General features: G+C 58.4%; 15 protein-coding genes. 13 read left to right on the top strand and 2 right to left on the bottom strand.

Features of this window, described 5'->3' with window-relative positions; all coding sequences use genetic code 11:
• Window positions 1-400: 400 nt before the first annotated feature.
• Complete coding sequence (locus EE949_RS10495; protein WP_122664218.1) at window positions 401-1,504, bottom strand: GlxA family transcriptional regulator; 1,104 nt, start codon at window positions 1,502-1,504, stop codon at window positions 401-403.
• Window positions 1,505-2,510: 1,006 nt separating this feature from the next.
• Here EE949_RS10495 and EE949_RS10490 point away from each other — a divergent pair.
• From EE949_RS10490 to yccS, 12 genes are all read left to right on the top strand, one after another.
• Window positions 2,511-3,458 carry a choline ABC transporter substrate-binding protein gene (locus EE949_RS10490; RefSeq protein ID WP_122664217.1) on the top strand — a complete coding sequence of 316 codons (948 nt, stop codon included), beginning with the start codon at window positions 2,511-2,513 and terminating at the stop codon, window positions 3,456-3,458.
• Window positions 3,459-3,525: 67 nt separating this feature from the next.
• Entirely contained in the window at window positions 3,526-4,371 is an 846-nt protein-coding gene (gene choW / locus EE949_RS10485) for a choline ABC transporter permease subunit (RefSeq protein ID WP_095092419.1), read from the top strand.
• Window positions 4,368-5,546, top strand: coding sequence for a choline ABC transporter ATP-binding protein (gene choV, locus EE949_RS10480; protein ID WP_122664216.1), 1,179 nt, complete (start codon window positions 4,368-4,370; stop codon window positions 5,544-5,546). Before choW ends, choV begins: the two co-directional genes overlap by 4 nt.
• A gap of 290 nt (window positions 5,547-5,836) precedes the next feature.
• Window positions 5,837-6,430, top strand: coding sequence for a transcriptional regulator BetI (gene betI / locus EE949_RS10475; RefSeq protein WP_122664215.1), 594 nt, complete (start codon window positions 5,837-5,839; stop codon window positions 6,428-6,430).
• Between the two features lie 114 nt (window positions 6,431-6,544).
• Window positions 6,545-8,017 (top strand): betaine-aldehyde dehydrogenase, encoded by a 1,473-nt coding sequence (gene betB / locus EE949_RS10470; protein WP_122664214.1) that lies wholly within the window; start codon window positions 6,545-6,547, stop codon window positions 8,015-8,017.
• A 185-nt stretch (window positions 8,018-8,202) separates the two neighbouring features.
• A complete protein-coding gene (gene betA, locus EE949_RS10465; protein WP_122664213.1) occupies window positions 8,203-9,906 on the top strand; it encodes a choline dehydrogenase in 1,704 nt (567 codons plus the stop codon).
• Window positions 9,907-10,427: 521 nt separating this feature from the next.
• Window positions 10,428-11,870 (top strand): TldD/PmbA family protein, encoded by a 1,443-nt coding sequence (locus EE949_RS10460; protein WP_122664212.1) that lies wholly within the window; start codon window positions 10,428-10,430, stop codon window positions 11,868-11,870.
• The gene (locus EE949_RS10455) at window positions 11,870-13,195 is read left to right on the top strand and encodes a TldD/PmbA family protein (protein WP_122664211.1); all 1,326 of its coding nucleotides are present in this window, start codon (window positions 11,870-11,872) and stop codon (window positions 13,193-13,195) included. Before EE949_RS10460 ends, EE949_RS10455 begins: the two co-directional genes overlap by 1 nt.
• 185 nt (window positions 13,196-13,380) lie before the next feature.
• A complete protein-coding gene (gene mdtD / locus EE949_RS10450) occupies window positions 13,381-14,790 on the top strand; it encodes a multidrug transporter subunit MdtD (protein ID WP_122664210.1) in 1,410 nt (469 codons plus the stop codon).
• Between the two features lie 174 nt (window positions 14,791-14,964).
• Window positions 14,965-16,344: an ATP-dependent RNA helicase DbpA gene (gene dbpA, locus EE949_RS10445; RefSeq protein ID WP_122664209.1), complete on the top strand. Its 1,380-nt coding sequence runs from the start codon at window positions 14,965-14,967 to the stop codon at window positions 16,342-16,344.
• A gap of 145 nt (window positions 16,345-16,489) precedes the next feature.
• On the top strand, window positions 16,490-17,668 hold the full coding sequence (locus EE949_RS10440) for an NAD(P)/FAD-dependent oxidoreductase (RefSeq protein ID WP_122664208.1): 1,179 nt from the start codon (window positions 16,490-16,492) through the stop codon (window positions 17,666-17,668).
• 230 nt (window positions 17,669-17,898) lie between these two features.
• Complete coding sequence (yccS, locus tag EE949_RS10435) at window positions 17,899-20,100, top strand: YccS family putative transporter (protein ID WP_122664207.1); 2,202 nt, start codon at window positions 17,899-17,901, stop codon at window positions 20,098-20,100.
• Here the strand turns inward: yccS and EE949_RS10430 are convergent.
• Window positions 20,081-20,818 (bottom strand): substrate-binding periplasmic protein, encoded by a 738-nt coding sequence (locus EE949_RS10430; protein WP_122664206.1) that lies wholly within the window; start codon window positions 20,816-20,818, stop codon window positions 20,081-20,083. The genes yccS and EE949_RS10430 overlap by 20 nt on opposite strands.
• A 272-nt stretch (window positions 20,819-21,090) precedes the next feature.
• Here EE949_RS10430 and EE949_RS10425 point away from each other — a divergent pair, with 272 nt between their 5' ends.
• Window positions 21,091-21,549 (top strand): GNAT family N-acetyltransferase, encoded by a 459-nt coding sequence (locus EE949_RS10425; RefSeq protein ID WP_122664205.1) that lies wholly within the window; start codon window positions 21,091-21,093, stop codon window positions 21,547-21,549.
• Window positions 21,550-21,566: the final 17 nt, after the last annotated feature.

Here is a 21,566-nt window from a genome sequence, read left to right as displayed (position 1 = left end):
ACATCCGACACATATCCATCGCCCGACATGCCGCTTTCGCGAATGAATTCGCTCCCACCTCAGATCGTTACCTGAGCTCGATTTTTCGGCGTCAGGCAAAAACCTGTGGGAGCGAATTCATTCGCGAAGGGATCGGTACATCCGACACATATCCATCGCCCGATATGCCGCTTTCGCGAATGAATTCGCTCCCACCTCAGATCGTTACCTGAGCTCGATTTTTCGGCGTCAGGCAAGGCCCTGTGGGAGTGAATTCATTCACGAAGGGGTTGGTACATCCGACACATATCCATCGCCCGACATGCCGCTTTCGCGAATGAATTCGCTCCCACCTCAGATCGTTACCTGAGCTCGATTTTTCGGCGTCAGGCAAGGCCCTGCGGGATATCAATAAAGCCTGTTACAACCGCACACTCGCAAACGTCGATTCATTGCGCGCCTGGCTCAAGGCTGACAGTGGCCCAGACAGCGGTGCGAGCACCATGGCTTGCGGGATCGGCATCATCGCGACTTGCTGGGTGGTGTTGGAACCTACGCGCTCGTCACGCGGCGGGATGCCGAAGTATTCGCGATAGCACTTGGAGAAGTGCGGCGTCGATACAAAGCCGCACACCGAAGCCACTTCGATGATCGACATCGGCGTTTGCTTAAGCAGCTGCCGGGCACGGATCAGGCGCAATTTGAGGTAATAGCGCGACGGCGAGCAATGCAGGTATTTCTGGAACAAGCGCTCCAACTGACGACGGGAAACTGCGACATAAACCGCCAGTTCATCCAGGTCGATCGGCTCTTCAAGGTTGGCTTCCATCAGCGCCACAATCTCCTGCAGCTTCGGCTGATTGGTGCCAAGCATGTGCTTGAGCGGCACGCGCTGGTGATCCTGTTCATTACGAATGCGTTCGTAGACGAACATTTCAGAAATCGCCGCCGACAGTTCACGCCCGTGATCACGGCTGATCAGGTGCAGCATCATGTCCAGTGGCGCGGTGCCGCCGGAGCTGGTGAAGCGGTTACGGTCCAGGGTGAACAAACGGGTGCTCATGGCAACACGCGGGAAAGCTTCCTGCATCGAGGCCAGGCATTCCCAATGCACGCTGCAATCGAAACCATCCAGCAGGCCAGCACACGCCAGCGCCCAACTGCCGGTGCAGACCGCACCAAGCCGACGCGACTGGCGCGCCTGGCTCTGCAACCAACTGACGTGTTCACGAGTTACGGTGCGTTGAATGCCAACGCCGCCACAGACGATCACCGTGTCCAGCTCTGGCGCCTTGTGCATGGCTGCATCCGGCGTGATCTGCAGACCGTCGCTGGCCCAGACCTGGCCGCCGTCGGCGCTCAGTGTGGTCCAGCGATACAACTCGCGGCCCGACAGCTGATTAGCCATACGCAGAGGTTCAACCGCTGATGCGAGAGATATCAGAGTGAAGTTATCCAGCAGCAGAAAGCCAATGGATTGTGGTGCGCGATTCTGGGGTTGGGCCCCGGAGTTGAACGAAGTCATCACAGTATCTCCTCACACAAAGCGGTTGGAGGCCTCAGGCGGAGGCTCTTGTTATTGCCCCATACGAAGCAGGGCTTTGTGATGACAACGCAAATGCCATGCCTAAAGTTGAATGCTCATTCAATAACCCCTGAAAACGACGTCGCGATGCGTCTAGTCAGCAGCGACCCGAGTTGTCGATTAACGACGTCTGCACGCGTTGCGACCCGTGCTGTGTATGGCGGGTGAGCAATTCGGTAGCACTTGTGTGAAGGGATAAACGAGGCGTTGTATCTGGATGTCACGCAATGCACGGCACAGCACGGCCCCAGTGCCAGCTGGACATAGCACCGCGCCACATTCATTGGCTTTCGCGCCAAAAGGTGGCGGTAATTCGAGGGGATGTTCGATAAGTGCGCACCTTTCAATCCCCCCCCATCGTATGCCTTTGTAGGAGCGCCGAAGGCCGCGAATGGATTGTCATGATGACACCTGTTCGCAGCCTTCGGCAGCTCCTGCAAAGACTGATAAGCGTTGACCAGGGAACATAACACCCAAATGACCATCCAAAACCACCGTGATGAGTGGTTCAAGGGCTAACGGCGAGCGCTGCCGCAGCTGCTACGCTCTTGCTGTTACCCGCCGTGGATGCACGCATCATCAGGCTTTTGCAGGGCCTGTGGCATCCCGTAACGACACGCACATCCCCGCCTGCGTCATCTGCGATTCATCGAGTCACGGAATGATGGCTTATGCCGTTTTTTGCCGCGTTCGCGCAGCAAAAGCAGGCTTACGGCATGGAAAAAACCTGTAAGCGACGTCACCAGCACTGGATACGACGCCCTGTGTACTGGTTACGACGCCCCCTGTAGGCGTTTGATTTTTGCTGTTACATGATCCGTATCGACTCGTTCGCCAGCGCAGTGGAAGAGCCTTGATCAAACGCCTTGTACTTCAGCCAAAAAAACACCAACCGCGTCAGCTTGCGAAGCTGATAGCGAGAAAAAAACACCAAGGGAGTCCGCTAATGAAAGGTTCTAAATCGTTGCTACTGGCTGTTGCGCTGGGCTTACCGATGCTGGCACAGGCCGCTGAGCCTGAGCAGTGCAGCACGGTCAACTTTTCGGATGTCGGCTGGACAGACATCACTGTCACCACCGCCGTCACCAGCGCCGTTCTTGAATCCCTCGGCTACAAAACCAAAACCACGATGATTTCCGTGCCAGTCACTTACAAGTCTCTGGCCGACGGCAAGAACATGGACGTGTTCCTTGGCAACTGGATGCCGACCATGGAAAACGACATCAAGCCGTATCGTGACGCAGGCACCGTCGAGACCATCCGCGCCAACCTGGAAAACGCCAAATACACCCTGGCCGTACCACAAGCGCTCTACGACAAGGGCCTGAAAGATTTCGCCGACATCGCCAAGTTCAAGAAGGAACTGGACGGCAAAATCTACGGCATCGAGCCGGGTAACGACGGCAACCGTCTGATCCAGAGCATGATCGACAAGAACGCGTTCGGCCTGAAAGACGCCGGCTTCAAAGTCGTCGAATCCAGCGAAGCGGGCATGCTTTCTCAGGTTGATCGTGCTCAACGTCGCAAGTCCGATGTGGTGTTCCTGGGCTGGGAACCGCATCCGATGAACACCCGTTTCAAGATGCAATACCTCACAGGCGGTGATGACTTCTTCGGCCCGAACTTCGGTCAGGCCACCATCTTCACCAATACCCGTAAAGGCTACGCCCAGGAATGCAGCAACGTCGGCCAACTGCTGAAAAACCTGTCGTTCACCCTCGACATGGAAAGCACCCTGATGGGCAAGGTTCTGGACGACAAACAAAAGCCTGACGCTGCCGCCAAAGCCTGGCTCAAAGCCAACCCGCAAGTGCTCGACACCTGGCTCGCAGGCGTCACCACCATTGATGGCAAACCTGGCCTGGAGGCAGCAAAAGCCAAGCTGACGAAGTAAGCAGACAAGCAGGCGGGTACGCCCGCCTGTTGTCCCCCTTTTCTCCCGCAAGCGGACAATCGATACCATGCTGACAGATCATAAAATTCCCTTAGGCGAGTACATCGCGGCCTTCGTAGACTGGCTGACCCAACACGGCGCCAGCACTTTCGATGCAATCGCGTCATCGCTTGAAACCATGATCCACGGCCTGACGTTTGCGCTGACTTGGTTCAACCCCTTTGTGCTGATCGGCCTGATCGCCCTCCTCGCGCATTTCATTCAGCGCAAATGGGGCCTGACCGCATTTGTCGTGGCGTCGTTTCTGCTGATTCTGAACCTGGGTTACTGGGATCAAACCCTGGAAACCCTCGCCCAGGTGCTGTTTGCGACCTTCGTGTGCGTCATCATCGGTGTGCCGCTGGGCATTGTTGCCGCCCACAAACCGATGTTCTACACCGTGATGCGCCCGGTGCTGGACTTGATGCAGACCGTACCGACCTTCGTTTACCTGATCCCTACCCTGACGCTGTTCGGCCTGGGCGTGGTGCCCGGTCTGATTTCAACGGTGGTCTTCGCCATTGCTGCGCCGATCCGGCTGACGTATCTGGGTATCCGTGATGTACCCCATGAATTGCTCGACGCCGGTAAAGCCTTTGGCTCATCGCGTCGTCAATTGCTGACCCGAATCGAACTGCCTTACGCCATGCCGAGCATCGCCGCCGGTATTACCCAGTGCATCATGCTGTCGTTGTCGATGGTGGTGATTGCCGCACTGGTGGGCGCCGATGGCCTGGGCAAACCCGTGGTCAATGCATTGAACACTGCTGACATCTCCCAAGGCTTCGAAGCAGGCCTGGCGATCGTATTGCTGGCAATCATGCTCGACCGTATCTGCAAACAACCCGAAACCAAAGTGAGGGCTGACGCATGAGCATTATCAAATTCGATAACGTCGACGTTATCTTTGCCAATGATCCTCGCGAAGCACTCAAGCTGCTCGATGAAGGCTTGACCCGTGATCAGATCCTGAAGAAAACCGGCCAGATCGTCGGTGTCGAAAAAGCCAGTCTGGACATCGAGAAAGGCGAAATCTGCGTACTGATGGGCCTGTCCGGTTCGGGCAAGTCCAGCCTGCTGCGCTGCATCAACGGTCTCAACACCGTGAGCCGCGGCGCGCTGTATGTCGAGCACGAAGGCTCGCAAATCAACATCGCCAATTGCACCCCGGCCGAGCTGAAATTGATGCGCACCAAGCGTATCGCCATGGTCTTCCAGAAGTTCGCCCTGATGCCTTGGCTGACGGTGCGCGAGAACATCAGTTTCGGTCTGGAGATGCAGGGCCGCCCCGAGAAAGAACGCCGCAAGCTGGTGGATGAAAAACTCCAGCTGGTGGGCCTGACTCAGTGGCGTAACAAGAAGCCCGACGAGTTATCCGGCGGCATGCAGCAACGTGTTGGCCTGGCTCGGGCGCTGGCCATGGACGCTGACATTCTGTTGATGGATGAACCCTTCTCGGCACTTGACCCGCTGATCCGTCAGGGGCTGCAGGATGAATTGCTCGCACTGCAAAGCCAGTTGAACAAAACCATCGTGTTCGTCAGCCACGACCTCGACGAAGCGCTCAAGCTGGGCAGCCGGATTGCGATCATGAAAGACGGCCGCATCGTGCAGTACAGCGTGCCGGAGCAGATCGTTCTCAACCCCGCCGATGAGTATGTGCGTACCTTCGTCGCACACACCAACCCGCTCAACGTGTTGTGCGGCCGCAGCCTGATGCGCACGCTGGACAACTGCACCAAAGTGAATGGTTCGGTGTGCCTGGACCCAGGTGCAGACTCATGGCTCGATCTGGCCGAAGGCAACACCATCAAGGGTGCACGCCAGGGTGCCGGTCAACTGGACCTGCAGAACTGGACGCCAGGCCAACCGATGGAAACCCTGGACCGCAAACCGACCCTGGTGCACTCCAACATCGGCATGCGCGACGCCCTGCAGATTCGTTATCAGACGGGTAACAAGCTGGTGTTGCAGGATGGCAATCAGGTGGTCGGGATATTGGGGGACAGTGAGTTGTATCACGCGCTGCTGGGCAAGAACCTGGGTTGAAGTAACAGCACCGCATTCCCCTGTGAAATGCGTTTCCCCCTGTGGGAGCGGTGCTTGCCCGCGATAAGAACACTGCGACCTAAAGTGAACCGCGTCCAGCCTTATCGCGGGCAAGCACCGCTCCCACAAGGGAAATCACATTCCAGAGATAGACCTCCACACATGTGCATCTACAAGGCTTTCCGCACGCCCATCATTTTTTATTGATTGAACGTTCAATAAAAAATCTTTAGACTGGCTGAGCCTTTTTGGGCAGAGCGATCAGTCAGGCGAATCAGGAGATTTAGCGAATGCCCAAGGTCGGTATGCAACCCATCCGCCGTCAGCAGTTGATCCAGGCCACGCTTACCGCGGTCGATCAAGTCGGTATGGGCGATGCCAGCATTGCGCTGATTGCTCGTCTGGCAGGCGTCTCGAACGGCATCATCAGCCACTACTTTCAGGACAAGAACGGCCTGATCGCAGCCACCATGCGCCACCTGATGAATGCCCTGATCCTGACCGTACGCGAGCGTCGTCAGGCCCTCACCGATGACAGCCCCAGGGCGCATCTGCAAGTGATCATCGAGGGCAACTTCGACGCCAGTCAGGTTAATGGCCCGGCGATGAAAACCTGGCTGGCCTTCTGGGCTACCAGCATGCACCACCCGTCATTGCACAGGCTGCAGCGGATCAACGATCACCGCCTGTATTCGAACCTGTGCTGTCAGTTCCGCCGCGTATTGGCACCGGAGCAAGCGCGTAGCGCGGCCCGCGGTCTTGCGGCACTCATCGACGGTTTATGGCTGCGCGGCGCGCTGTCGGGCGATGCGTTCGACACCGACCAGGCGCAGCAGATCGCCTACGAATACATGGATTTCCAACTGGCGAAAGCGGTGAGCTGAAACGTTTCACATTTGATGAGGCGAGCACCGAACGACTACGCACCAATGTTGCCCAAATCCTTAAGGCAACCTGACGTGAGTCATCGCCAGCCACTCTGAATTTGCGAGGACTTTATGGCCCGTTTCGAACAGCAAAAACTTTACATCGACGGCGGCTATGTAGACGCCACCAGTAATGCGACTTTCGACGCTATCAACCCGGCCAACGGTGAGCTGTTGGCCCAGGTCCAGCGCGCTTCCAAAGAAGACGTTGAACGCGCCGTAGTCAGCGCCGAAAAAGGCCAGAAAATCTGGGCTGAAATGACCGCCATGGAGCGCTCGCGCATCCTGCGCCGTGCCGTGGACATCCTGCGTGAACGCAACGATGAGCTGGCCGCACTGGAAACCCTGGACACCGGCAAAGCCTTCTCCGAAACCAAGTACGTCGACATCGTGACCGGCGCCGATGTACTGGAGTATTACGCAGGCCTGGTACCCGCCATCGAAGGCGAGCAGATTCCGCTGCGCACTTCCTCGTTCGTCTACACCCGCCGCGAGCCGCTGGGCGTGGTTGCCGGTATCGGCGCATGGAACTACCCGATTCAGATCGCCTTGTGGAAGTCAGCTCCAGCGCTGGCAGCCGGTAACGCGATGATTTTCAAGCCGAGCGAAGTCACTTCACTGACCACCTTGAAGCTGGCTGAAATCTACACCGAAGCAGGCGTGCCTGATGGCGTGTTCAACGTGCTGCCGGGCACCGGCGCTGAAGTCGGCAGCTGGCTGACTGAACACCCGCGCATCGAGAAAATCTCGTTCACCGGCGGCGTGCAAACCGGCAAGAAAGTCATGGCCAGCGCTTCGGGTTCGTCCCTGAAAGAAGTGACCATGGAACTGGGCGGCAAGTCGCCGCTCATCATCTTCGACGACGCCGATCTGGATCGCGCTGCCGACGTTGCGATGATGGCCAACTTCTACAGCTCCGGTCAGGTCTGCACCAACGGCACTCGGGTCTTTGTACCCAACGCCTTGAAAAGCGCGTTTGAAGCAAAAATCCTGGAGCGCGTGAAGCGCATCCGTGTCGGCGACCCGGAAGACGAAAATACCAATTTCGGCCCGCTGGTCAGCTTCGCCCACATGGAAAACGTGTTGGGCTACATCGCCTCCGGCAAAGAGCAAGGCGCACGCCTGCTGGCCGGTGGCGAGCGACTGACCGAAGGTGAACTGGCCAAGGGAGCTTATGTCGCTCCAACGGTTTTCACTGACTGCACTGACGACATGAAAATCGTCCAGGAAGAAATCTTCGGCCCGGTGATGAGCATCCTCGGTTACGACACTGAAGAAGAAGTCATCCGCCGCGCCAACGACACTGATTTCGGCTTGGCGGCAGGCATCGTCACCAAAGACCTCAACCGCGCTCACCGCGTGATTCACCAGCTTGAAGCCGGCATTTGCTGGATCAACGCTTGGGGCGAGTCCGACGCGAAAATGCCGGTCGGCGGCTACAAGCAATCCGGTGTAGGTCGCGAAAACGGCATCAGCTCGTTGGCGCAGTACACAAGGATCAAGTCCGTTCAGGTTGAGTTGGGCGATTACGCTTCGGTGTTCTAAGTTCGCCGATCGTCGTCTGGGCGGACGCCTCGCGGATGAATCCGCTCCCACAGGGAAATGCAGTACATCTGTGGGAGCGAATTCATTCGCGAAGGGGTCCTTCCAGCTAGCGCACTTGCATGGGGTGCAAGGGGTCGAGCGCTCATTGCTCCCCCGCTCCACAACTTTTCAAAGAGGGTGCAGTAATGTCCCAGGAATTCGATTACATCATCATCGGCGCAGGTTCGGCCGGTAACACCTTGGCAGCCCGTCTCACCGAAGACGCAGGCGTCACCGTTCTGCTGCTGGAAGCCGGTGGCCCGGACTATCGTCTGGATTTCCGTACACAAATGCCGGCTGCTCTGGCATTCCCGCTTCAGGGCCGTCGCTACAACTGGGCCTACGAGACCGATCCAGAGCCACACATGGGCGGTCGTCGTATGGAATGCGGTCGCGGCAAAGGCCTGGGCGGCTCGTCGCTTATCAACGGCATGTGCTACATCCGCGGCAACGCGATGGACTACGACGGCTGGGCGAAGAACCCTGGCCTGGAAGACTGGACCTACGCCGATTGCCTGCCGTATTTCCGCAAAGCCGAAACCCGTGACATCGGCGCCAACGACTATCACGGTGGCGACGGTCCGGTCAGCGTGACCACGCCGAAGACTGGCAACAATCCGCTGTTCCACGCGATGGTTGAAGCGGGTGTGCAGGCCGGTTACCCGCGCACCGATGACCTCAACGGTTATCAGCAAGAAGGCTTTGGTCCGATGGACCGCACTGTGACGCCTAAAGGCCGTCGCGCCAGCACCGCTCGCGGTTATCTGGATGAAGCCAAGAAGCGCTCGACCCTGACCATCGTCACTCACGCGCTGACTGATCGAATCCTGTTCGACGGCAAGAAAGCCGTGGGCGTGAGCTACCTGGTCGGCGACAGCGATGCGCGCATCGAAGCCAAAGCGCGTAAAGAAGTCTTGCTATGCAGCGGCGCGATTGCCTCGCCGCAGATTTTGCAACGCTCCGGCGTAGGCCCTGCTGAAGTGTTGAACGCACTGGATATCCCGGTGGTTCATGACCTGCCAGGCGTCGGCCAGAATCTTCAGGATCACCTGGAGATGTACCTGCAATATTCTTGCACCCAGCCTGTTTCGCTGTACCCGTCGCTGCTGTGGTGGAACCAGCCTGCAATCGGCGCCGAGTGGATGTTCCTCGGCACCGGTATCGGCGCCAGCAACCAGTTCGAAGCGGGCGGTTTCATCCGTTCGAGCGAAGAGTTTGAATGGCCGAACATTCAGTACCACTTCCTGCCCGTAGCGATTAACTACAACGGTACCAAGGGCGTGAAAGAGCATGGTTTCCAGGCTCACGTGGGCTCGATGCGTTCCCCTAGCCGTGGTCGTGTGCAGGTCAAATCGAAGAATCCACGCGACTACCCGAGCATCCTGTTCAACTACATGGCGAGCGAGCAGGACTGGCAAGAATTCCGTGATGGCATCCGCCTGACCCGGGAAATCATGCAGCAGCCTGCGCTCGATCAATACCGTGGCCGCGAAATCAGCCCTGGCATTGAAGTGCAGTCCGATGAAGACCTCGACACCTTCATCCGTGAACACGCTGAGACGGCTTACCACCCATCCTGCTCGTGCAAAATGGGCACTGATGAAATGGCCGTGGTTGATGGTGAAGGTCGCGTGCACGGCATGCAGGGGCTGCGCGTTGTCGATGCGTCGATCATGCCGCTGATCACGACAGGCAACCTGAACGCGCCGACGATCATGATCGCCGAGAAAATCGCCGACAAGATCCGTGGTCGCGCGCCGCTGGCTCGTAGCACGGCTGATTATTTCGTGGCGGGTGACAAGCCTGCGCGTGGCAAGCCGATGCGGGAAGTGAGCCGTACTGCGCAGTAAAATTTGAAATACGGTATCCGTGGGAGATTCTGTGTTGGACTGCTAGCTCAAATTTCCTGTGGTAGCGAATTTATTCGCGAAGAGGCCAGTACATCCTCAGCCTTGTATAGACTGAAACACCGCCTTCCCGAATGAATTCGGTCCCACAGGTCCATCATCAGCCCGAGATCATGGCCAACCTGTGGGAGCCGCGCTTGATCCCGACATGGCCACAGGCCTAATCTAACGCCATCGTTTTCAGCGCTACACCGCGTCGCGCCCTTCGCGAATGAATTCGGTCCCACAGGCCCATCATCAGCCCTAGATCATGGCCAACCTGTGGGAGCCGCGCTTGATCCCGACATGGCCACAGGCCTAATCTAACGCCATCGTTTTAAGCGCTAGACCGCGTCGCGCCCTTCGCGAATGAATTCGCTCCCACGGTTGAAATGCGATCCACCTGTGGGAGCGAATTCATTCGCGAAGACGCCAGACCAGACAACGCCCAATCCCCCGCTTCACCCGAACAAGGATGATTCTGCATGTTCGATTTTTCCGCTCAGCTCCAGCAGCGGTTTACCGCCTTGCAGAGCCGTGCCCAGTTCTTCTCCGTGCGTTATGTCCGCCAGACCAGCCAGCACTTGTGCGTGCGCAAAAATGTCGCCGAACCGCCGCACTTGAGCACTGACGAAGGCGCGATGCTGACCGTGCGCCTTAATGGCGTCGAAGCTTACGCAGCAACCCGGGATATTTCGCAACGCGGTTTGCAAGCCGCGCTGGAACAAGCCGAAGCCCACGCTCGCAGGCTCGCCCCTCACGCACTGCTGAACCTCAGCGATCAACCAGTTGCGACCGCGCAAGCTGACTACCTGTCGCCGCATTTGCAGGACGCCTTCCCGCCATTGAGCGACTGCCTCCAACTGCTGATGACCGAGTCCAGCGCCGTGCCCAAAGACGAGCGTTTGGTGAACTGGCAAGTCACCCTGGGCCTGGAAAACGTCGAGCAGATTTACCTGAACAATGCGGGCGCACAGATTCGTCGGGCGCAGCGTTTTGTTTACCCGGGCATGACCGTCACCGCCTATGACGGCAGTGACAGCCAGACCCGCAGCCTGGGCCGGGATAACTTCGGTCAGCAAGGCGGCGCGGAAGTCATCGCCAATTGCGGACTGGTAGGCGCGGCCAGCAAAGTCGCCGATCAGGCGTTGCAACTGATCATGGCCCCCAACACACCTAACGGTCCTCGGGACTTGCTGTTAACGCCCGACCAGATGATTCTGCAAATCCATGAGTCCATCGGCCACCCGCTGGAGCTGGACCGCATCCTCGGTGACGAGCGTAACTACGCCGGGACCAGCTTCGTCAAAGCCAGTGACTTCGGCCATCTGCAATACGGCTCCGAATTGCTCAACGTGACCTTCGACCCGGACATCCCAGAGCAGTTGGCGAGCTACAGCCACGACGATGACGGCACACCCGCCAGCAAACAGTTCCTGATTCGCAAAGGTGTACTGGAAAGACCGTTGGGCGGCGCACTGTCGCAATACCGCGCCGACTTGCCAGGCGTCGCCAACAGCCGCGCGTGCAACTGGAACCGCCCGCCGATTGATCGCATGGCCAACCTCAACATCGAGCCTGGGGATAAGTCCCTTGATCAGTTGATCGGCAACATCGAACACGGCGTGCTGATGTCCACCAACCGTTCGTGGTCCATCGACGATGCGCGCAACAAATTCCAGTTCGGCTGCGAGTGGGGCCAGTTGATCGAGAACGGCGAACTCAAAGGCGTGGTGAAGAATCCGAATTACCGGGCGATTTCCGCGCAGTTCTGGAAAAACCTCAGCGCCGTGGGCGACGCCAGCACCTTCAAGGTACTGGGCACGCCCAACTGCGGCAAAGGCGAACCCAATCAAGTGGTACGCGTCGGCCATGCCTCGCCCGCCTGCGTATTCAAGCAAGTCGATGTATTCGGAGGGGATGCCTGATGTCGCATCAACAGCAGTTTCAGGCACTGGTCGCAGCACTCAACGGCGCCATCAGCGATCAAGAACGCTTCACCCTCGCCTACAACGCCGAGGAGTCGGATTTCATCCGTTTCAATCACGCCAAGGTGCGTCAGGTCGGCCATGTTCAGCAGGCCAGCGTGACCCTGAAACTGATCGACGATGAACGCCACGCAGACTTGCAACTGACCCTCAGCGGCGACGGCGAACTGGATCGTCAGCGCTTGAGCGAGGCCTTGCAACAGTTGCGTGAAACCATCGGCCTGCTGCCTAAAGACCCGTACCTCAAACCCAACACCGAAGCCTGGCACAGCACCAATGTTCAAGATTTGGCGTTGCCGGACAGCGAGCATGTGGTCGGACAAATCGCACGGCTTGGCGAAGGGCTGGATCTGGTCGGTTTCTACGCGGCGGGACCGCTGTATCGAGGCTTCGCCAGTTCATGGAGCGCGTTCGGCTGGCATCAGGCCAACAGCTTCAATTTCGACTGGAGCCTGTTCCACGAGAACGGTCAGGCGGTCAAAGCCAACTATGCCGGGCACGACTGGAGCGACGAAGGTTTCGCGCGTCGTTTCGAGCTGGCTCGCCAGCAACTGGAGTTTCTCGGCAAGCCGTTGAAAACCCTGGCACCGGGTGAGTACCGTGCGTATCTGGCACCGGCAGCCATGGATGAAATCATCGGCATGCTCTGTTGGGGCGGTTTCTCTGCGCAGTCACTGGCGAACAAGACCAGTCCGCTGCAACGGCTGTACAGCGGCGATGCACAGTTCAGCCCATTGGTGAGTATCGACGAGCAGGTCAGCGATTCATTGTCGCCCGCGTTTTCCGGTGAAGGCTATCCACGTCGGGACCTGACGTTGATTCGTGAAGGCAAAGGCGTCGATCAGTTGGTCGGTTCTGCCAGTGCGGCTGAATATGGCTTGGCGGCCAATGGCGCGGAGCCATGGGAAGCACCGAATTCATTGAGCATGGCGGCGGGAAATCTGGAGCTGGAGCAGGTTCTGGAAAAGATCGGTACTGGTCTGTACATCGGCAATCTGTGGTACCTGAACTACTCCGACCAGCCTGCTGCGCGCCTGACCGGCATGACCCGTTTTGCGACGTTCTGGGTTGAAGACGGCAAGATCCAGGCACCGGTCAGCACCATGCGTTTTGACGACAGCGCGTACAGCCTGCTGGGCAGCGCGCTGGAGGATTTGACCAAAGAGCGGGAACTGATTTTGTCCACAAGTACCTATAGTCAGCGCCAGACAGCTTCCAGCCAGCTACCCGGTGCGTTAATCAGCAAGTTGACGTTGACGCTGTAAGGGCCGCTGAAAAAACACCGTGGAATGATGCCTTTGTGGGAGCGGTGCTTGGTCTGGGCGGCATTCCGACGATAAGGCTGGACGCGATTCACTTTAGATAGCGTCGCCTTTATCGCGGGCAAGCACCGCTCCCACAGGGATCAGCGCCAAATCGGTTCTAGCCTACAAACTCAACAAGGACCCACATGCCGACCACCACACCGCTTCTGGATGAAAAAACCCTGCGCTGGCTGCCTTGGGTAGTCGCTATCGCGTTCTTCATGCAGAGCCTGGACGGCACGATTCTCAATACCGCGCTGCCCTCCATGGCCCGCTCGCTGGCTGAAGACCCGCTGCGCATGCAGTCGGTGGTCATTGCCTACATGCTGACCATCGCTTTATTGATCCCCGCTTCCGGCTGGATCGCAGATCGGTTTGGCATCAAACAGATTTTCTTCAGCGCGATCCTTTTGTTCAGTTTTGGCTCGCTGCTGTGCGCCGTTTCCAACTCGCTGGGCATGCTGGTTGGCGCACGGATTGTTCAGGGTTTAGGCGGCGCGTTGATGCTGCCCATCGGACGGTTGATCGTATTACGCGCCTATCCACGATCAGAGCTGGTGCGGATCATGAGCTTCATCACCCTGCCCGGCCTGTTGGGTCCCTTAATGGGCCCGAGCCTGGGTGGCTGGATGGTCGAATACCTGAGCTGGCACTGGATCTTCCTGATCAACATTCCCGTGGGGATCATCGGTTGCTGGGCCGTGCACCACTTCATTCCGAACCTGCAAGGCGGCGGCCGTACAAAATTCGACGGCATAGGCTTTGCGCTGTTCGGGGCCTCGATGGTGCTGATCACGATTGCCCTGGAAGGCCTTGGCGAATTGCATCTGCCTCACTTGCGTGTGGTGTTGCTGTTGTTTGCCGGCTTCGGTTGCCTGGCGGCGTACTGGTTGCGCGCCGGGCACGTTGAGTCGCCACTGTTCGCACCGTCACTGTTCCGCACCCGGACCTTTGCCGTGGGCATTCTCGGTAATCTGTTTGCCCGTCTCGGCAGCGGTGCACTGCCCTTCCTGATGCCGTTGCTGCTACAAGTGGCGCTGGGTTACTCACCGTCACAAGCAGGCATGAGCATGTTGCCTCTGGCCGCTGCTGCGATGTTCGCCAAGTCGGTGGCGCGCTGGCTGATCGAACGGCTTGGCTATCGCATCATCCTCACCGGCAACACGCTGATGCTGGGGATTCTGCTGTCGAGCATCGCCTTGGTGGATGCGCAAACGCCGTATTGGGTGTTGTTGGTGCATCTGGGTCTGCTCGGTGCAGTCAACTCGTTGCAATTCACAGCGATGAACACCGTCACCCTGATCGATCTGGATGACGCCAGCGCCGCCAGCGGCAACAGCCTGCTGTCGGTAGTGGCGCAGTTGTCCCTGAGCTTCGGTGTAGCGTGCGCGGCAGCGTTGCTGGGCGGATTTACCGAACAGGTATCGACCGGCGAAGTGAGCAGCGTGCTGGGCGCATTCCAGCTGACCTTCCTGACGGTGGGTGTGATGGCGATGCTGGCGGCGGGGATATTTCTGCAGTTGCCCTCCAGAGAAGCTAAACCGGCGGCGACTTGAAATACACTCTCTGTAGGAGCTGCCGAAGGCTGCGAAAGATTGCTCCTGACACACCGAGATCGCAGCCTTCGGCAGCTCCTACAGATCCGGGGTGCTACACCACCCGGCGGGAGCGCGCCTGATGGCTCTGTGACCTGATACACTGCGCGACATTTTGTTTTGCAGGCCCATACCGTGACTAACACCGCTTTCAATACTTTGCCCCTGTCCGCCGCCATGTTGGCTAACCTGGAGTCCCTTGGTTATGCCGAGATGACGCCGATTCAGGCGCAAAGCCTGCCGGTGATTCTCAAAGGTATGGACCTGATCGCTCAGGCCAAAACCGGTAGCGGCAAGACCGCAGCCTTTGGCATCGGCCTGCTTAACCCGATCAACCCGCGCTACTTCGGCTGTCAGGCGCTGGTGCTGTGCCCGACCCGTGAACTGGCTGACCAGGTGGCGAAGGAAATCCGTCGTCTGGCCCGCTCGGAAGACAACATCAAGGTCCTGACATTGTGTGGCGGCGTTTCGTTTGGCCCGCAGATCGGCTCGCTGGAGCACGGCGCGCACATCATCGTCGGCACTCCGGGCCGCATTCAGCAGCACTTGCGCAAAGGTTCGCTGGTACTGGATGGCCTGAACACGCTGATCCTCGACGAAGCCGACCGCATGCTGGACATGGGCTTCTACGACGCCATCGCCGACATCATCGAGCAAACTCCGAAGAAGCGTCAGACCCTGCTGTTCTCCGCCACTTACCCGGTGGGCATCAAGCAGCTGTCGTCCAAGTTCATGCGTGACCCGCAGACCGTCAAGGTCGAAGCGCTGCACGCCGACAGCCAGATCGAACAGATTTTCTACGAGATCTCCCCGGAAGATCGCCTTGATGCCGTGGTGAAAGTCCTCGGTCATTTCCGCCCGCAATCCTGCGTAGCGTTCTGCTTTACCAAGCAGCAATGCCAGGAAGTGGTCGATCACCTGACTGCCAAAGGCATTTCCGCCGTGGGTCTGCATGGTGATCTGGAACAGCGTGACCGTGATCAAGTGCTGGCGATGTTTGCCAACCGCAGTACTTCGGTGCTGGTTGCCACTGACGTTGCAGCACGTGGTCTGGACATCGACGCGCTGGACATGGTGATCAACGTCGAACTGGCGCGTGATTCGGAAATGCACATTCACCGCGTCGGCCGTACTGGTCGTGCCGGTGAAAAAGGTATTGCAGTCAGCCTCGTTGCACCATCGGAAAGCCAACGCGCCCGTGCCATCGAAGAACTCCAGAAAGCTTCGCTGCGCTGGGAACAGCTCGACAGCCTGAAGAACGCTGGCGGCTCGCAACTGATCCCGACCATGAGCACGCTGTGCATCGGTTCGGGCCGCAAGGACAAGCTGCGTCCGGGCGACATTCTCGGCGCGCTGACGGGCGAAGCCGGTATTCCGGGCGCTCAGGTGGGCAAGATCGCGATCTTCGACTTCCAGGCTTATGTAGCGGTTGAACGCGGCGTCGCCAAACAGGCGCTTGAGCGTTTGAACAACGGCAAGATCAAAGGCAAGTCGCTGCGCGTCCGGATTTTGTAAGATCTAAAGCCAAACGCAGGACCTGTGGGAGCGGTGCTTGCCCGCGATAGGAACGACGCGATCTAAAGTGAACCGCGTCCAGCCTTATCGCGGGCAAGCACCGCTCCCACAGGGGCTGTGCCTTAACCCTCCCGAGGAAATCGCTTTGCCCGTTACTGACGTTGTGATCATTGGCGCTGGCGCCGCAGGTTTGATGTGCGCGCTGACCGCTGCTGGCCGTGGCCGCAAAGTGATGCTGATTGATCACGCCAACAAGCCCGGCAAGAAGATCCTCATGTCCGGTGGCGGACGCTGCAATTTCACCAACATGTACACCGAGCCGGCCAACTTCCTCTCGCAGAACCCGCACTTCTGCAAGTCGGCGCTGGCGCGTTACACCCAGTGGGATTTCATCGGTCTGGTGGGCAAGCACGGCGTGCCGTACCACGAGAAAAAGCTCGGGCAGTTGTTCTGCGATAACAAGTCCAGCGACATCCTCGAAATGCTCCTCGATGAATGCAGGCAAGCCGGTGCCAGTTTGCACATGGACACGTCCGTGCAGCAGATCGAGAAAACCGAGAGCGGTTACAGCCTGACGACAACGCTGGGCAGCATCAGCTGTGAATCATTGGTCATCGCCACCGGCGGGCTGTCGATCCCGACTCTGGGCGCGACCGGTTTTGGTTATCAGGTAGGCAAGCAGTTCGGTCACACCTTGCTACCGACGCGTGCCGGACTGGTGCCGTTCACCATCACCGACCAGCTCAAAGAACTGTGCACAGAGTTGTCCGGCACGTCGGTGGATTGTCTCGTCAGCTGCAACGACACAAGCTTCCGCGAGAACATTCTGTTCACTCACCGCGGCCTCAGCGGCCCGGCGATTTTGCAGATTTCCTCGTTCTGGCATCCCGGCGACGCGGTGGAAATCAATCTGCTGCCCGAGCACGACGCTGCTGGCTGGCTGGCAGAGCAACAAGCCGAGCGGCCCAACAGCGAACTGAAAACCCTGCTGGGAGAGATCTTCACCAAGAAGATGGCCACCCTGATCGCCGAGCAGTGGTTCGTTTCCAAGCCCATGAAGCAGTACACCCACGCCGAGCTGGCCGACATCGCTACCAGGCTGGCGTCCTGGCAGGTAGTGCCTGCTGGTACGGAAGGCTATCGGACCGCAGAGGTAACGCTGGGGGGTATCGATACACGCGAGGTGTCGTCCAAGACCATGGAGTCCCTGAAATCACCGGGGCTGTATTTTATCGGTGAAGTGCTGGACGTCAGCGGGCATCTGGGCGGCTTCAATTTCCAGTGGGCGTGGGCCTCGGGGTATGCGGCTGCGCAGTTTGTTTGATCTGGAATGCAGAGCCCTTTGTGGGAGCGGTGCTTGCCCGCGATAAGGGCGGCGCGGTCTGAGAGATAAATCGCGGTGTTCTTATCGCGGGCAAGCACCGCTCCCACAGGATTTGAGCTACGCCTTCAAAATCTGTATCTATCGAATAAATCTCGCTAACCGGATGTACAGATGCGGCCAAGGCCTGTACATATCCACTCTGCATTGATCAATCGTGAAACAGCTCCTTTATGGCATCGAAATCTCTTCGTCATACCTTCCGCCGTCTGTGGGCGCTGGATAAGTTCAGTTACAGCGTTCGTGTCTTCATTGCGCTGACCGGCAGCATGGCGCTGTGCTGGTACCAGAATGAAATGGGCCTGCTGATCCCGCTGTTCCTGGGAATTATCGCCTGCGCCCTGGCCGAGACTGATGACAGCTGGCAAGGCCGCCTCAATGCACTCGCGGTGACGCTGGTGTGTTTCAGCGTCGCCGCCATGGCCGTCGAGTTGCTGTTCCCCTACCCGTGGATATTTGCCATTTCCCTGGCGGTCGCCAGTTTCGCGCTGACCATGCTCGGCGCGCTGGGCGAACGCTACAGCGCGATTGCCTACGGCACGCTGATCCTTTCGGTGTACACCATGATCGGCGTCGATCAGCGTGGCGGCGAAGTACTGGACTTCTGGCACGAACCGATGCTGCTGGTCGCGGGTGCGGCGTGGTACGGCTTGCTGTCAGTGTTGTGGCAGATGCTGTTTTCCAACCAGCCGGTGCAACAGGCACTGGCGCGGCTGTTTCGCGAGCTGGGTCAGTACTTGAAGTTGAAATCGAGCCTGTTCGAGCCGATTCGCCAACTGGACGTCGAAGCGCGTCGTCTGGAGCTAGCCCAGCAAAATGGCCGGGTCGTCGCGGCCCTGAACGCCACCAAGGAAATCATTCTGCACCGGGTCGGCAACGGTCGGCCCGGTTCGAAAGTCAGCCGCTATCTCAAGCTGTACTTCATCGCGCAGGACATCCACGAGCGCGCCAGTTCATCGCACTACCCTTACAACTCACTGGCCGAAGCATTCTTCCACAGCGACGTACTGTTCCGCTGCCAACGTCTGCTGCGCCAGCAAGGCTCGGCCTGCCAGGCATTGTCCGAGTCGATCCAGCTGCGCCAGCCGTTCGTTTACAACGACAGCTTTGCCTATGCCATGGAAGACCTGCGCGCCTCGCTGGAGCACCTGCGCATCCAGAGCAACCCGGCGTGGCGTGGTCTGCTGCGTTCCCTGCGCGCACTGGCCAATAACCTGGAAACTTTGGACCGCCTGCTCAGCGATGCAAGCAACCCGGACGCCGTGGCCGACGCGACTGACAGCTCGCTGCTGGACCGCTCGCCGCGCACCCTCAAGGACGCCTGGGCGCGCCTGCGCCTGCAAATGACCCCGACGTCGTTGCTGTTCCGCCACGCCTTGCGCCTGCCGCTGGCGCTGGTGGTCGGCTATGCCATGGTGCACCTGATTCACCCGTCCCAGGGTTACTGGATCATCCTCACCACGGTATTCGTCTGCCAGCCCAGTTACGGCGCAACCCGCCGCAAACTGGGCCAGCGGATCATTGGCACGGCCATCGGCCTGACCATTGGCTGGGCGCTGTTTGATCTGGTTACCAGCCCGATTCTGCAATCGATGTGTGCGGTGCTCGCCGGTGTGGTGTTCTTCGTCAATCGCACCACGCGCTACACGCTGTCCACCGCAGCCATCACCATCATGGTGCTGTTCTGTTTCAACCAGGTTGGTGACGGGTACGGCCTGTTCCTGCCACGCCTGTTCGATACCCTGCTGGGCAGCCTGATCGCAGGCCTCGCGGTGTTCCTGTTCCTGCCGGACTGGCAAGGTCGACGCCTGAACAAAGTGCTGGCCAATACCCTGACCTGCAACAGCATTTACTTGCGCCAGATCATGCAGCAATACGCCAAGGGCAAGAGCGACGACCTGGCTTATCGCTTAGCGCGGCGCAACGCCCACAACGCCGATGCGGCGCTGTCCACCACGCTGGCCAACATGCTGATGGAGCCTGGCCATTTCCGTAAGGAAGCGGACGTTGGTTTCCGCTTTCTGGTGCTTTCGCACACCTTGCTCAGTTACCTGTCAGGGCTGGGCGCACACCGGGAAACGCAGCTACCGGCCGAAGTCCACGAGCAGTTGATCAACGGCGCGGGCACGACGCTGGCGGCCAGTATCGATGAAATCGCCCAAGGCCTCGCCGAGAAACAGCCGGTGGCTATTCACAGCGACGCTGAAGAGGCGCTGGCCGCTGAGCTTGAGCAAATGCCCGATGAACTGGATGAAAGTCAGCGTCTGGTGCAAACCCAACTGGCATTGATCTGCCGTCAACTGGGGCCGCTGCGGACCCTGGCGGCGCACTTGATCAAGGCACCGGCGCCTGTTGCTACAGACCATGTCGCTTGAAGATCGCCGCGTAACTGCCGTCAGCTTTCATGGCGGCAATTTCCCGATTGAAATCTTCGACAATCCCCTGATGCTGCGGATTCTTGAGGCTGACCAGAATATGCAGGCTGTTCTCGCTCAATGACTTGGACAGGAACTCAAGCCTGTCGCGAATACCCTTTGACTCCGCTGCCAGGTAATAGCGCGCGACGAATTCATCTTCTACCGCCAGGTCTACCCGCCCCGCCGCGACCATGCGCAGCGCCATGGAGAAATTGCTCACAGGCACTTTCTCCAGCAATTTGTCGTTATCAAATTCGGCGGAATAGCTGTAGCCACGCACGACCGCAATCGGCCGCTCGTAAAGCTGGCTCAAATCCTGAAACTGAACGCTGGACCGGCTGCGCTTGAGGAAACGCACGCGGTTGAGCAGGTACTCTTCGGAAAATTGACCGATACGCGTGCGTTCGTCGCTGAACCACGCGTTGATCAGCACATCGTAACGCCCTTCCTCGACCCCGAGCAGCGCTCGCGCCCAAGGTACCTGAGCGTAGTCAGTGCTGTATCCGGCCCGCTGCAGTGCAGTGCTGACCAGATCAGTTGCCAGACCGTTGTTGAGCAATGACGCTTCTGTAAAAGGAGGCCAGGAATCAGCCACCAGTCGCAACTTTTCCCCTGCATTGGCCTGAGCCGTCAGCAGTAATCCCAGTAAAGCTATGGCTCTAAGCACACACGACATGCTTTTTTCCCTGAGACGAGCATTGCCCGGATGATGACAGACGAAACCCCGAGTAAGCGGCATCCATGCTGGCATGTAGCCTCATTGAAGCTGCATATAACCCTTTTCACAACTCACACATAGATGACATTACGTGCGGCGCTTCGCAAAAACCTCAAAGGGTTATCGGCCAGCTTCGCGAAACATTCATAGGACCATCTTTGCAGGCGCTTATGGGGTATATGACCGGATGAGGTAGTATTCGCTCAACGTTTCTTCACCGAGTCAGCGAAATGCCAATCAACTGGATCTGCAAACACCACACCGACCTGAGCAAGGAGCAGCTTTACGCCATCCTGCAATTGCGCGCCGAGGTGTTCGTGGTTGAGCAGAAGTGCGTTTATCTGGATATCGACGGCCAGGATCTGATCGGTGATACATGCCACCTGATGGCCTGGCAGGAAGACAAACTGGTCGCCTATCTGCGCTTGCTTGACCCGATCCAGCAAGGCGGTGACGTGACTATCGGCCGCGTAGTGACTGCGCCTTCGATCCGCAGCCGCGGCATTGGCCACGAGCTTATGGAGCAGGCGCTGGAGAACGCGGAGAAAACCTGGCCCGACCAGCCGATCTATCTGTCAGCCCAAGCGCATCTGCAGCGGTATTACGCCCGGTACGGCTTCGAGCCGGTAGGCGAGGTGTATCTGGAAGACGAAATCCCCCACATCGGCATGCGCCGCGATCTGGAATAGCGATCATGTACGGCGGA

The sequence above is a fragment of the Pseudomonas viridiflava genome, assembly GCF_900602065.1.
GTDB lineage: Bacteria > Pseudomonadota > Gammaproteobacteria > Pseudomonadales > Pseudomonadaceae > Aquipseudomonas.
The sequence above is the reverse complement of the archived record's forward strand: the minus strand, read 5'-3'. Positions and strand labels throughout refer to the sequence as shown.